Consider the following 12753-nt stretch of genomic DNA (forward strand, 5'->3'; position numbering starts at 1 on the left):
GACCCCGGCTCAGTACCGGTACCGTTCGGAGAGCGTCGTCATGGTCTGGGCGAGCTCGGTGAGGTTGGCGGAGGCCGTCTCGACCTCGCGGGTGCCGGCCGCCGTCTGCTGGCTCGCCTGCCGGATGTTCTGGAGGGCGCCCATGACCTGCTCGATGCCGAGCTGCTGCTGGTTCGTCGAGGCCACGATCTGCTGGAAGGTGTGGACGCTCTCTTCGGCGCGGGCGGAGGTCTCCTCGATGGTGCGCTGCGCCGTGTCGATGCGCGCCTTGCCGACCGTCGTGCGCTTGACCGCCTCCTCGGTGAGCATGACGGAAGTGTTGATGCCCCGCTGGATCTCGGAGAGGATCGTCCGGACCTGCGCGGTCGCCCCCTTGGCCTGGTCGGCGAGCAGCTTCATCTCCGAGGCGACCACGGCGAAGCTGCGGCCGCTCTCGCCCGCCGCGGCCGCCTCGATCGCGGCGTTGAGGGCGAGGAGGTGCGTGCGCTCCGAGATGTCGTTGACGGTGGTGATGATCTCGCCGATCGTCTGGGTCTTCTCGCTCAAGCTGACGATGTTGCCGGCCACCGCCTCCGCCTGCTCGCGGATCGCGTCCATCGCCTTGGCGCTGTCCGTCGTCGCGCGCAGGCCCGAGCGCGAGGTCTGCGCCGTGTTCTGGGCCGTGGCGATCACCTCGGCCGCGCGCGCCCCGATCTGGGCGCCCGAATGCGTGATCTCGTCGACGGTCGCGGCCGTCTCCTGCACCGCGGCGAACTGCTCCTCGACGCTCGCCGCCTGCTGCTGCGCCGACGCGCGGATCTCCGCCGCCGCCGCAGTCATGTCGGCGGTCGCCGCGCGGTTGGTGCGGGCGAGGTCCGTGAGCCCCACGACCATGCCGTTCAGCGCCCGGGCGAGGCGTTCGATCTCGTCGCTGCCCCTGACCTCGAGCCTGCCGGTGAGGTCGCCTCCGCCCACGCGCTCGGCGAAGGCCATGACGCTCTCCAGCGGGCGCACGACCGCGCGGCTGATGATGTAGGTCACGAGGAGGGCGAGGATGACGCAGGCGGCGAGCGTCAGACCGATGGACAGGCGGGTCCGGTCGTACAGGTCGGTGATGCTGCGCTGGCCGGCGATCACGCTCTGGTCGAGGACGTTGCGCACGTTCGCGACGGACTTGATGAAGGTAGCCTGCCGGCCGTTCAGCTCGGCACTGCGCGCCTCGACCCCGGCCATGTCGTTGGCGGTGATCAGGGCGAAGAGACCCTCGGCCCGCGGTCGCAACTCCCGGAACAGACCGGCGCTCTCGTTTCCGGCGTCCGAGAGCTGCTTCCAGATCGCCGCCCGCTCGGGAAGCCTCGAGCTGGTGCGGTAGGAATCGGCCGACCGGGTCAGGTCGCCGAGCAGGTTCTCGATGTCGCCCGCGGTGCGGGTCCAGGCCGGCAGGATGTCCTCCGGGCGGCCCCCCTGACCCGATTTCGAGAGGTACGCGATGACCGCGTCGCGGCGGAGCATGCCCAGCTCGCGCGACTTGTTGGCGAGGTCGTCGAGCAGCCGCGCCATCGCGATGTCGCGCCCGACGATGGCATCCGTGGTGTCGCGCACCGCGCCGACCTGACCGAGCGCGTAGACGCCCAAAGCCACGAGCACGACGACGACGGCACTGAAACCGAGGAGGATGCGCTTTCCGATCGAGTTGGCCACGGTGGCTTCGTGCTCCGGAAGCGGCCGATCCCGAGACCTGAGGTCCTCGGGCCGACCTCAGGGCAGGTAGCGCCGCAGGAGGCGCGGCAGGTCGATGACGACGAAGCCGCCCTCGGCAGCTCCCTCGGCTGCTGCATAGCTTGAAACCGCATCAGCGCCCAGGCCCGGGGCCGCGTCGAGGTCGGCCGCGGCCTCGGGCTGCCCGCTGGCTCCAGCGGGAGCGGCGACGCGCCTCACGCCGTGCACGCGCTCGACGGCCAGCGCGATCGCCGGACCCGCGCCGCGCAGGATCAGGAAATGCCCTCGGCCCTCGCGCGTCCCCTCGGTCCGCGGCCGGCCGAGCGCGGCGGCGAGGTCGAGGACGCTCACGACGCGGCCGGATCGCGCCGCGAGGCCGATCAGCGCCGGCGGCGCGCCGGGCACCGGGGTGCAGGCCCGCGCGGGCATGACATGCGCCACGGCCTCCACGGCAAGGCCGTAGCGGTCGTGTCCGCAGGTGCAGACGAGGTAGGAACGCAGCGCCGCCGCCTGCTCGGCGGCGGTGCCCCGCCGGGCGAGGGCCGCCGAGCGTGCGTCGAGCAGGGCCTGCCTGCCCGCGTCGTCGAGGCCGAGCGCGTCGTGCCCGAGGCTCAAATCATGCCCTCCGTCGTGTCGGCCGCGCCAGCGCCGCGCCTTCCGCGAGCTGCCGGGCGCTGGCGCCGCCGCCCTCCGCGACCGGCGCATCGGGCGGAAGGGCTTGGCTCAGCCTGACCGCGTTGTCGAGAGCGCGGCCTGCCTCGGCCTCCCGTCCTTCGGCGGCGAGCAGCAGGCCGAGCTGGTAATGGGCCATGACGAAGCTGCGATCGAGGTAGATCGCGCCGCGGAACGCCCGCTCCGCCTCCGCCTCGCGGCCGAGGGCGCGGGCCAGGAGCCCCTCATAGTAGTGCAGCACCGCATCCGTCGGCGCCGCGATCAAGGCGGCGCGCACGGCCCGCCACGCCTCGGCCGTGTCGCCGGAATCGGCCAGCGCGCGGACCCGGGCGCGCAGGTCGTCCGGGGGCGGCGAGGGAGGCGCCGGCGACGGAACCGGCGGAGGCGGGGCGGACGGCAGCGCCTCCGGGCGGTGCACCGCAGGCGGGAGGGCGGGCGGCGGAGGAACTGGCGCCGGCGGCGGCGCTGCGCGCGGATCGTCGGGCCGTCGGTAGGCGACGGTGCCGGGCAGGTTGACGGGCAGGAGCCAACCCGCAAAGGCGGGATTGGGCTCGGCATGCCCGAGCAGGAGCCAGCCGTCGGGCGCCAGGCGCCGGCCGAGGCCGCGCACGATGCCGAGCACCGCCTCCTCCCTGAAGTAGATGAGCACGTTCCGGCAGAGGATGAGGTCGAAGCCCGTAGCCGGCGCCGGGATGCTGCCGTCGAGGAGACCCATCAGGTTCTGGCGCTCGAAGCGCACCATCCTGCGGAACTCGGGCTTGAGCGTGTAGGACCCGTCCCGGGTCGAGCCGGCCGTGCCGGGGCCGGCGAGGAAGTAGCGCGCGCGATCCTCGGCGGGCGTGGTGCGCAGCGCCCAGCGGCCGAACTCCGCGGCGCGGGCCACCTGCAGCGCCGGCGCGCTGATATCGGTGCCGGTGATCGCCACGCGCCATTCCGGCAGCGCGTCCCCGAGCAGGCTGTGGACCAGGATGGCGATGGAGTAGGGCTCGGCGCCCGTCGAACAGCCGGCGCTCCAGATCCGCAGGCAGCGCTCGGTCTGCCGCGCCGCGATCAGCCCCGGCAGGATCGTGTCGCGCAGCGCCGTGAACTGCTCGGCGTAGCGGAAGAAGAAGGTTTCGCCGATGGTGATCTCGGCCTCGAGCGCCTCCCATTCCGCCGCGCCCTCCTCGGCCCGGTCGAGGAGGGCGCGATAGGCCTCGGAACCCGCCGAGCCGCAAGCCCTGAAGCGCTTCCGGAGGCGGTCGTAGAGCAGGTCGTCCTTGTCGTCGTAGTAGTGCTGGCCGGTCCGGGCGATCACCTGGGCCTTGAGCGCCGGATAGCCGGGGTCCGACGCCGGGCCGGGCGGAGCCGGACGCTTCATGGGTCGGACCGGGGCGGGTGCGGCATGCCTCAGGCCGAGCGCGCGTCGCCGAGGGCGGCGAGCCGGTCCTGCGCCGCCCGGGTCAGCACCGCGAGCCGCTCGCGCTCGACCTGCGTCAGGAGGCGGTCGGCCGCGAGGACGTGGACGAGGCGCTCGCGCGCCGTGAGCTCGGCCGCGACGCAGCCGTTGAGCGTCTGGTCATCGGCGATGGGCTTGCGATGGGCATCCTCGACCGTCACGAGGTCCACGACGCGGTCCACGAGATAGGCCGTCCCGCCGCCGGTCGCGACGACGACGTGCCGGTAGGGATCGCGGATGGCCTCGGCCGCTGCGGCGTCGCGCAGGCCGAGCAACCGCGCGAGATCCACGACGGGCAGGGGCGCGCCGCCGAGATTGAGGAACCCGGCGAGCAGGTTCCCCGCGGCGGGCGGCCGATCGAGGTTGGGCAGCGGCAGGATCTCGCGCACCTCGGCGCGGGGCAGCGCGCAGGCGACGCCCGCCACGTCGAGGAGAAGGTAGGCGGTGGTGGAAGGCTGGGCCAGCGCTGGGGCTCCCCTCGCGGATCGCGACGCGCCCTCAGATAAGACCACGCCGTGAGGAAGGGCAAATGCCGGGGGGCAGCGGCTGCCGTTGACCCGCCAGGGGCGCTCCGCTATCACACCCGACACGATGTTCGATTCGCCAAGTCCGGCGAAGCCATCGTCGAAGCGGCGATCGATGCATACCATCCTTATCGTAGCGGAAGCGTCACCGACGGAGCGGACCTGAGATAAGGGTCCGCGATCCGGGTGGTGGCGCATGCAGGGTCCCTCGGGGCCCTTTTTTTATTGCCCGCGGCCGAGACGATGGTTCGAAAAGGTTCGAGGAGTGAGACGATGAGCGGCGAGGTCATGACCGGGGCCGAAATGGTCATCCGGGCGTTCCGGGATCAGGGTGTCGACACGCTGTTCGGGTATCCCGGCGGTGCGGTGCTGCCGATCTACGACGCGCTCTTCCAGCAGGAGGACCTGAAGCACATCCTCGTGCGCCACGAGCAGGGCGCGGTCCACGCGGCCGAGGGCTATGCCCGCTCGTCGGGCAAGGTCGGCTGCGTCCTCGTCACCTCGGGGCCGGGCGCCACCAACATCATCACGGGCCTCACCGACGCGATGATGGACTCGATTCCGCTCGTCTGCATCACCGGGCAGGTCCCGACGCATCTGATCGGCACCGACGCGTTCCAGGAATGCGACACGGTCGGCATCACGCGCCACTGCACGAAGCACAACTACCTCGTCAAATCCATCGACGACCTGCCGCGCATCCTGCACGAGGCCTTCTACGTCGCCTCGAACGGACGTCCGGGCCCCGTCGTCGTCGACCTGCCGAAGGACGTTCAGTTCGCGAGCGGGCTTTACGAGCGTCCGACCCAGAACGGCCACAAGACCTACCGCCCCGCCTTCAAGGGCGACGCTCCGTCGATCCAGGCGGCCGTCGAGCTGATGGCGACGGCCCGGCGCCCCGTCTTCTACACCGGCGGCGGCGTCATCAATGCGGGCCCGGAGGCATCCGGGCTGCTGCGCAAGCTCGTCGCCGAAACCGGCTTCCCCGTCACGTCCACGCTGATGGGGCTCGGCGCCTTCCCGGCCTCCGACGACAGGTTCCTGGGCATGCTCGGCATGCACGGGACCTACGAGGCCAACCTCGCGATGCACGAATGCGACGTGATGATCTGCGTCGGCGCCCGCTTCGACGACCGCATCACGGGCCGTCTCGACGCCTTCGCGCCGTTCTCCAAGAAGATCCACATCGACATCGACGCCTCCTCGATCAACAAGGTCGTCAAGGTCGACGTCGGCATCGTCGGCGATTGCGCCTCGGTGCTGGAAGACATGCTCGCCGCCTGGCGCGCGCTTCCGGCCAAGCCCGACAGGGGCCGCCTCGACCCGTGGTTCGGGAAGATCCGCACCTGGAAGGCGCGGGAATGCCTGAACTATTGGCCGTCGGGCACGATCATCAAGCCGCAATACGCCGTCCAGCGCCTGTACGAGGCGACCAAGGACCGGGAGACCTACATCACCACGGAAGTCGGCCAGCACCAGATGTGGGCAGCCCAGTACTACAAGTTCGACGAGCCGAACCGCTGGATGACCTCCGGCGGACTCGGCACCATGGGCTACGGCCTGCCCGCCGCCATCGGCGCGCAGCTCGCCTATCCGCGTGGCCTCGTCATCGACATCGCCGGCGAGGCCTCGATCCTGATGAACATGCAGGAGATGTCGACGGCCGTTCAGTACCGCCTGCCGATCAAGATCTTCATCCTGAACAACGAGTACATGGGCATGGTCCGCCAGTGGCAGGAGCTGCTGCACGGCTCGCGCTACTCGCAGAGCTATTCGGAAAGCCTGCCGGACTTCGTGAAGCTGGCCGAGGCCTACGGCGCCAAGGGCATTCGCTGCGAGAAGCCGGGCGACCTCGACGCGGCGATCCAAGAGATGCTGGACTACGACGGCCCGGTGATCTTCGACTGCGTCGTCGACAAGACCGAGAACTGCTTCCCGATGATCCCCTCGGGCAAGGCGCACAACGAGATGCTGCTGTCGGACTACCTCGGCGAGACCGGGGTCGAGCTCGGCGACGTCATCTCGGAAGAGGGCAAGATGCTGGTCTGACGGGATCGAGCGAGGATCGGGGCAGGAACGACGACATGAACGCGATGAACACCCACTACCCCGATGCCGGCCGGGTCGAGGCCGTCAACCGGCACACGCTCGCCGTGATCGTGGACAACGAGCCCGGCGTGCTGGCGCGCATCTCCGGCATGTTCTCGGGGAGAGGCTACAACATCGAGAGCCTGACGGTGTCCGAAACCGAGGTGGCCCGCCACATCTCGCGGATCACCATCGTCACGGCGGGCACCAACGCGGTGATCGAGCAGATCAAGGCGCAGCTCAACCGGCTCGTACCCGTCCATCGGGTCGTCGACCTGACGCTGCAGGGCAATGCGCTGGAGCGCGAGCTCTGCCTCGTGAAGGTGGCCGGCACCGGCGAGCACCGCAGCGAGGCGCTGACCCTCGCCGCCGCCTTCAACGCCCGCACCCTCGACGCCACGCTGAGCTCCTTCGTGTTCGAGGTCACCGGCACCACCGAGGAGATCGACCGCTTCATCGGGCTGATGACGGTCATCGGCCTCGTCGAGATCTCCCGCACGGGGATCGCGGCGATGGGGCGGGGCGCGGAGGCGATGTGAAGGCGACGCCTTCTGGGCGGTTCTGCGCTATCATTCCGGTGACGTCCGACATCAGGAGTCCGTGATGGAAGCAAAAGTGGTCCGATGGGGCGACGACCTAGCGGTGAAGCTGTCCTCCGAGGAGGTCCGGGCCCTGGGTCTCAGCGAGGGGCAGATCGTCGAGGTGACGCCCAAGCGGCGGCGAATTACGGCCGATGAGATGTTCGCGGAGATGCGGCGGCTTGGACCTGCCCATGAGCCCGAGATGATCGATTGGGGGCCCGACCGGGGTTCCGAGATCATCGATGACAACGATCCGCGATGACGCGATCCTAGAGCCTGGCGACCTCGTTCTCGTCGAGCTCGGACCCGTGCGCGGCAGCGAGCAGGACGGCCGCCGTCCGGCTCTCGTGGTCTCGGTCCAGAACGTTCATCTTTTGACGCGACGCGCTCTGATCTGTCCGATTACGAGCAACATCGACCCGTGGCCAAGCAAGGTTCTGCTGCCACCCGGCCTCGCCGCGAAGGGTGCCGTGCTGACCGATCAATTGCGGGCGATCGATCGCAAGGAGCGGATCCTGCGCCGTCTCGGCTCGGTTCCGGCCCATGTTCTTTCCGAGGCCAAGGATCAGATCGCGATCCTCCTCGACCTTCGCAATGATTGACGGGAAACGCGCAGATCTCTGATGGCATCCACCCTCTACTACGCCCCCGGCGCCTGCTCCCTCGCCTCTCACATCGCGCTCGAAGAGGCGGGCGCGTCGTTCGAGACGGTGCGCCTCAACCTCATGGCAGGCGACCAGCGCGCGCCCGGATATCTCGCGATCAACGAGCGCGGCCGGGTGCCGGCCCTCGTCGACGACGGCTGGGTGCTCACGGAGAACACCGCCATCCTGCGCCACGTCGCCCGGCTCCATCCCGCGCTGTGGCCCGAGGCGGCGCGTGACCAGGCGGTCGCCGACGAGTGGCTCGCCTGGCTCTCCACCAACCACCACGTCGCCTACGCCCATGTGCGCCGGCCCGAGCGCTACACGACCGACGAGGAGGCCCATCCCGCCATCAGTGCCAAGGGCGTCGATACCTGCGGCGACCTCTTCACGATGACCGAGGTCCGGCTCTCGAACGGCGGCTGGGCGGTGGGCGGCCGCTACAGCGTGGTCGACCCCTACCTGCTGCTGTTCTGGACCTGGGGCCGGGGTCCTGCGCTCAGGTTCGATATGCCCGAGCGCTTCCCGCATTGGACGGCGCATGCCCGGGCGATGGCCGAACGACCCGCAGTGCAGGCGGTCTTCGCCCGCGAGGGCCTCGACCTGCCGGCCTGATGGGGACGGAGCCTCGCCATGAGAACCGGAGCGGTCGACGACATGCTCATGTCGATCACGACGCCAGGCCTGCCGCCAGTCTACGGTGAGTACGGCTTGTGGGAGACGGCGCTCGCACTGCCCGCCCTGGCGAGCCTGCGCCAGGGCCTCCTCGACCGTCCCCTGTCCGCGGCGGCCTATCTCGAGGCTGACGTGTTCGAGACGAACGAGGTCTCGGTCTGCCTCAACGCACCGGACCGGTGGCCGACCGCGATGCAGTTCCTCAACTGCCGCTGGCTCGAACACAGCGAAGCGGAGCTCGCCGAGTCGATCCTGAAGGCGCTCGTGGCGCACCTGCCGATCCTGCGCGACCGGTATGACTTCCTCGACGCGGATGAGCGCGAACGGGTTCTGCCCCTCGACGCAACGCCGAAGACGCTGCGCCGGCATACCCGCCTGCGCGGCATCACCACTCAGGCCGTGCACAGCGCCACGCCTTATTTCGGCATCGCACTCGATTGCGCCTGGGACGAGGAGCACGGCCTCGGCCTCGTGCTCTGCGGGACCGAGGTCATCGAAATCGGCGGAACCGACATGGTGTCCTCCGAAGGCACAGCAGAAGCCCATTACGCCGGAGTGCTGGCGCGCCTCAGCGCCGGACCGGCCGCGGGATAGCGAAGACGGCGGAATTTCCGCTTCCGTCCTGGGGAACCCGTCGCTAAAAGCCGCGGATCGCACGGCCGCGCGAATATCTCTGATGAGGGCGCCGGGGCGCACTCATGTCTAGGGAAGAGAAGGAACCGCCATGCGGGTCTATTACGATCGTGACGCCGACCTCAACCTGATCAAGGGACGCAAGGTCGTCATCGTCGGCTACGGCAGCCAGGGCCACGCGCACGCGCTGAACCTGCGCGACTCCGGCGTCAAGGACATCGTCATCGCCCTGCGCGAGGGCTCGGCCACCGCCAAGAAGGCGGAGCACGAGGGCTTCAAGGTGATGTCGGTCGCAGAGGCCGCCAAGCAGGCCGACGTCGTCATGATGCTCACCCCCGACGAGCTGCAGGGCGACATCTACAAGGAGTCGCTGGCGCCCAACATGAAGCAGGGTGCCGCCCTGCTGTTCGCCCACGGGCTGAACGTCCACTTCAACCTGATCGAGCCGCGGCCCGACCTCGACGTGCTCATGGTCGCCCCGAAGGGGCCCGGCCACACCGTGCGCTCCGAGTACCTGCGCGGCGGCGGCGTGCCGACGCTCATCGCCATCGCCCAGGACGCGTCGGGCAACGCCCACGATCTCGGCCTCTCCTACGCCTCGGCCAATGGCGGCGGCCGCGCCGGCATCATCGAGACCACCTTCAAGGAGGAGTGCGAGACCGACCTGTTCGGCGAGCAGGCCGTGCTCTGCGGCGGCCTCGTCGAGCTGATCAAGGCCGGGTTCGAGACCCTCGTCGAGGCGGGCTACGCCCCCGAGATGGCCTATTTCGAGTGCCTCCACGAGGTGAAGCTCATCGTCGACCTCATCTACGAGGGCGGCATCGCCAACATGAACTACTCGATCTCGAACACCGCCGAGTACGGCGAGTACGTCACCGGCCCGCGCATCGTGACGTCGGAGACCAAGGCCGAGATGAAGCGGGTGCTGGACGACATCCAGTCGGGCAAGTTCACGCGCGACTGGATGCTGGAGAACAAGGTCGGCCAGACCTCGTTCAAGGCGACCCGCGCCAAGCTCGCCCGCCATCCCATCGAGGAGGTCGGCACGCGCCTGCGCGGCATGATGCCGTGGATCTCCGAGAAGGCGCTGGTCGACAAGACCAAGAACTGACGGCCTGGTCCCTGCCGCTTAGCTCCGATGGCGGACCGGCGCGCGCAAGCCGTCGGTCCGCCACCCCCTGTCCTCGGGGCGAACGCGGAATCCGAAACCGCCCGCAGGGTCCTATCCGGATGACGCCGAGCGTCACGACGACCGCATCGCGCCTGGGATTGCCACCCGCATCGGCTGTCGCCCCGCCGTGAGCCGATCCCAAAGTCACGTCTTCACGGTTGCGATCGTCGGCGCGGGCTTCGGCGGGCTTTGCCAAGCGATGAGGCTGAAGGCAGCCGGAATCGACGACTTCGTGGTCGTCGACAAGAACCGGGACGTCGGCGGCACTTGGTTCGAGAACACCTATCCCGGCGCCGCGTGCGACATCGAATCGTATCTATACTCCTACTCGTTTCTCCCCAACCCCGACTGGAGCCGCAAATTCGCGGGCCAGGCCGAGATCCAGCGCTACCTCGCGGCCTGCGCGCGCGACCAGCATCTGCATCCCCATCTTCGACTGGGGACCGAGATCGTCGGTGCGGTCTTCGACCCGGTGGAGAGCGTGTGGCGACTATCCTCCGCAGAGGGGGAGGTGATCGCAGCAAGGATCCTGGTTCCGGCCTGCGGTCAGCTCAACCGCCCGTCGATACCGGTCCTGCCCGGGATCGAGAGCTTTACCGGCCCGTGCTTCCATTCGGCGCGCTGGGACCCGTCGTTCGAAGCGCGGGCCAAGGTCGTGGCAGTGATCGGGACCGGCGCCAGCGCGGTCCAGATCGTACCTGAGCTCGTTCCCGCCGCGGAGAGGGTGGTGCTGTTTCAGCGCTCCGGGGCCTGGGTGTTGCCCAAGGGCGACCGCCGGTTTTCGCGCCTCGAGCGCAGTCTGTTGCGGGGTTTCGGACTGGGACGGCTCTACCGGACCCTCATCGCCGGCAAGAACGAGCTGCGCGGCGTCGCGTTCGTGCGCTTCCCCTGGATGCTGGCACCTATGGCGTGGCGCGTGCGGCGGATCATCAGGCGGCGCGTGCGCTCGCCGGAGAAGCGCGCCGCTCTCCTCCCGTCGTACCGGATTGGGTGCAAGCGCGTCCTCATCTCGGACGACTGGTACTCGGCGCTGGATGAGGACAAGGTCGCGATCGTGAGTGACGCGATCACGGCGATCACATCCGACGGTGTGGTCACGGCCGATGGACGGCTGCACCGGGCCGACGCGCTGATCCTCGCCACCGGATTCGCGGCCGCCAACCCGCTGGCCGGGCTCAACATCGTCGGCGATGGGGGACGGGCGCTGAACGAGGTTTGGCGAGACGGCGCGTCGGCCTATCTCGGAATGACCATGCCGGGCTTCCCCAACCTGTTCATCCTTTACGGCCCCAACACCAATCTCGGGCATGACTCCATCGTGCGGATGCTGGAGGCGCAAGCCGACTACGTCGTCCAAGCGGTGCAGCTGCTCAGGGATCGTGGATTGCGCAGGCTCGACGTTGCGCCGCCGGCTGCGCATGCCTTCGATGGATGGGTTGGGGCCGAACTTAAGCGGACGGTTTGGAATGCGACCTGTCCGTCTTGGTACAAGACGGCGGAGGGCCGCATCACGAATAACTGGCCGGGCCTCGTCAGCCGGTTTCGGGCCATGACGCGCCGGCTCAAGCTCGAAGATTACGATCTTCGCTCATGAGACGTATTTCTAGAGCTTGGCCCAGATGATAAGGCGGAACAGGCTCAGGCATGGCCACGAAGCCGACAGGACGCGTCTACAAGTCTCATCGGACATCGGCAGCTTGATGCGAAACCACCGGGACGAAGCGACCTTGCGCCCGAGGACGGCGCTCGTGACCGGCGCCGGGTCGGGAATCGGTCGCGCGATCGCCTGCGAACTCGGTCGCCGCGGCTTCCTCGTGATTGTCACGGACATTGACGCCGCCAGCGCCAGGGCGACGGCGGCCCTGATCGGTCCGTCGAGCCGATCCGCGAGCCTCGACGTACGCGACGCGGACACCTTCGCCGCCTGCGTCCGGGAGATCCTCGACGAGCACGGTCACCTCGACATGCTGGTCAACAATGCGGGCATCCCCATCAGCGGCGAGGTGCAGGACCTGTCGCTCGGCCATTGGGACCGCATCATCGACGTCAACCTTCGTGGTGTGATCCACGGCGTTGCCGCCGCCTACCCGGCGATGCAGCGGCGGGGTTCTGGGGCGATCGTCAACGTGGCCTCGATCGCGGGCCTCGCGCTGGGGCCCCTCGGCACGCCCTACGCGACGACGAAACATGCCGTCGTCGGTCTATCCCTCAGCCTTCGCGCCGAGGCGGCCGCCTACGGCGTCCAGGTCAGCGTGCTCTGCCCCGGAGCGGTCGAAACGCCGATCCTCGACCGGGACAATCCTGCCGATCTGCCGCTGGTCCCCTGGCGGCCCGACAATCGTTCCTACCTGACGCGGCTGTGCGGCGCGCCGATGCCTGTTGATCTGTTCGCGCGCCAGGCGCTCGACGCGGCGGAGCGTGGCGAGGGCGTTGTCGTTCGGCCGTTCCTGGCGCGGGTCGCCTGGTGGACGCAGCGCTACCTGCCGTTCCTCGCAGGTCTGCGGGTCCGCATGGTGCTCGCGGAGCAGCGGGCCGCTGCGAAGAACCGCCCGCACAGTCAGGCGGTCGATCATCCGCTCGTCGAAAGCGGAACCGGTCCAAGCATTCTTGATCGCTTTGCTCGGTAGTT

General features: G+C 69.1%; 13 protein-coding genes. 9 read left to right on the forward strand and 4 right to left on the reverse strand.

Annotated elements, in window-relative coordinates; translation table 11 throughout:
• Window positions 1–9: 9 nt before the first annotated feature.
• Genes MFF55_RS13640 through MFF55_RS13655 form a run of 4 tightly spaced genes read right to left on the reverse strand, consistent with a single transcriptional unit; the run spans window position 10 to window position 4458 of the window.
• Window positions 10–1680 carry a methyl-accepting chemotaxis protein gene (locus MFF55_RS13640; RefSeq protein ID WP_238244645.1) on the reverse strand — a complete coding sequence of 557 codons (1671 nt, stop codon included), beginning with the start codon at window positions 1678–1680 and terminating at the stop codon, window positions 10–12.
• Window positions 1681–1737: 57 nt separating this feature from the next.
• Window positions 1738–2313, reverse strand: a complete 576-nt coding sequence (locus MFF55_RS13645) for a chemotaxis protein CheW (protein WP_238244646.1) — start codon at window positions 2311–2313, stop codon at window positions 1738–1740.
• Window position 2314: 1 nt separating this feature from the next.
• Window positions 2315–3730 carry a CheR family methyltransferase gene (locus MFF55_RS13650; protein WP_238244647.1) on the reverse strand — a complete coding sequence of 472 codons (1416 nt, stop codon included), beginning with the start codon at window positions 3728–3730 and terminating at the stop codon, window positions 2315–2317.
• A 29-nt stretch (window positions 3731–3759) separates the two neighbouring features.
• On the reverse strand, window positions 3760–4458 hold the full coding sequence (locus tag MFF55_RS13655; protein WP_306421425.1) for a chemotaxis protein CheW: 699 nt from the start codon (window positions 4456–4458) through the stop codon (window positions 3760–3762).
• A gap of 147 nt (window positions 4459–4605) precedes the next feature.
• Between MFF55_RS13655 and MFF55_RS13660 the strand changes: the two genes are divergently transcribed.
• The 9 genes from MFF55_RS13660 to MFF55_RS13700 all read left to right on the forward strand — a co-directional run bounded on the left by MFF55_RS13660 (window position 4606) and on the right by MFF55_RS13700 (window position 12751).
• On the forward strand, window positions 4606–6381 hold the full coding sequence (locus MFF55_RS13660; protein ID WP_238244648.1) for an acetolactate synthase 3 large subunit: 1776 nt from the start codon (window positions 4606–4608) through the stop codon (window positions 6379–6381).
• Window positions 6382–6416: 35 nt separating this feature from the next.
• A complete protein-coding gene (ilvN, locus tag MFF55_RS13665; protein WP_238244649.1) occupies window positions 6417–6959 on the forward strand; it encodes an acetolactate synthase small subunit in 543 nt (180 codons plus the stop codon).
• Window positions 6960–7023: 64 nt separating this feature from the next.
• Window positions 7024–7263, forward strand: coding sequence for an AbrB/MazE/SpoVT family DNA-binding domain-containing protein (locus tag MFF55_RS13670; protein ID WP_238244650.1), 240 nt, complete (start codon window positions 7024–7026; stop codon window positions 7261–7263).
• On the forward strand, window positions 7244–7603 hold the full coding sequence (locus tag MFF55_RS13675; RefSeq protein ID WP_283206739.1) for a type II toxin-antitoxin system PemK/MazF family toxin: 360 nt from the start codon (window positions 7244–7246) through the stop codon (window positions 7601–7603). The genes MFF55_RS13670 and MFF55_RS13675 overlap by 20 nt, the downstream gene beginning before the upstream one ends.
• An 18-nt stretch (window positions 7604–7621) precedes the next feature.
• Complete coding sequence (locus tag MFF55_RS13680; RefSeq protein ID WP_238244699.1) at window positions 7622–8260, forward strand: glutathione S-transferase family protein; 639 nt, start codon at window positions 7622–7624, stop codon at window positions 8258–8260.
• An 18-nt stretch (window positions 8261–8278) separates the two neighbouring features.
• Window positions 8279–8914 (forward strand): DUF6985 domain-containing protein, encoded by a 636-nt coding sequence (locus tag MFF55_RS13685; RefSeq protein ID WP_238244652.1) that lies wholly within the window; start codon window positions 8279–8281, stop codon window positions 8912–8914.
• Window positions 8915–9044: 130 nt separating this feature from the next.
• Complete coding sequence (gene ilvC / locus MFF55_RS13690; protein ID WP_238244653.1) at window positions 9045–10064, forward strand: ketol-acid reductoisomerase; 1020 nt, start codon at window positions 9045–9047, stop codon at window positions 10062–10064.
• Window positions 10065–10251: 187 nt separating this feature from the next.
• The gene (locus MFF55_RS13695; RefSeq protein ID WP_283206740.1) at window positions 10252–11718 is read left to right on the forward strand and encodes a flavin-containing monooxygenase; all 1467 of its coding nucleotides are present in this window, start codon (window positions 10252–10254) and stop codon (window positions 11716–11718) included.
• Between the two features lie 154 nt (window positions 11719–11872).
• The gene (locus tag MFF55_RS13700; protein WP_238244655.1) at window positions 11873–12751 is read left to right on the forward strand and encodes an SDR family NAD(P)-dependent oxidoreductase; all 879 of its coding nucleotides are present in this window, start codon (window positions 11873–11875) and stop codon (window positions 12749–12751) included.
• Window positions 12752–12753 lie beyond the last annotated feature (2 nt).

It is taken from the genome of Methylobacterium iners (genome assembly GCF_022179305.1).
GTDB lineage: Bacteria > Pseudomonadota > Alphaproteobacteria > Rhizobiales > Beijerinckiaceae > Methylobacterium > Methylobacterium iners.

Excerpts from the sequence above, each read along its gene's own strand:
- MFF55_RS13650 (WP_238244647.1), bottom strand. The coding sequence starts at position 3,730 with ATGAAGCGTCCGGCTCCGCCCGGCCCGGCGTCGGACCCCGGCTATCCG.
- MFF55_RS13655 (WP_306421425.1), bottom strand. The coding sequence starts at position 4,458 with ATGGTATGCATCGATCGCCGCTTCGACGATGGCTTCGCCGGACTTGGC.
- MFF55_RS13660 (WP_238244648.1), top strand. The coding sequence starts at position 4,606 with ATGAGCGGCGAGGTCATGACCGGGGCCGAAATGGTCATCCGGGCGTTC.
- ilvN (WP_238244649.1), top strand. The coding sequence starts at position 6,417 with ATGAACGCGATGAACACCCACTACCCCGATGCCGGCCGGGTCGAGGCC.
- MFF55_RS13670 (WP_238244650.1), top strand. The coding sequence starts at position 7,024 with ATGGAAGCAAAAGTGGTCCGATGGGGCGACGACCTAGCGGTGAAGCTG.
- MFF55_RS13675 (WP_283206739.1), top strand. The coding sequence starts at position 7,244 with ATGACAACGATCCGCGATGACGCGATCCTAGAGCCTGGCGACCTCGTT.
- MFF55_RS13685 (WP_238244652.1), top strand. The coding sequence starts at position 8,279 with ATGAGAACCGGAGCGGTCGACGACATGCTCATGTCGATCACGACGCCA.
- ilvC (WP_238244653.1), top strand. The coding sequence starts at position 9,045 with ATGCGGGTCTATTACGATCGTGACGCCGACCTCAACCTGATCAAGGGA.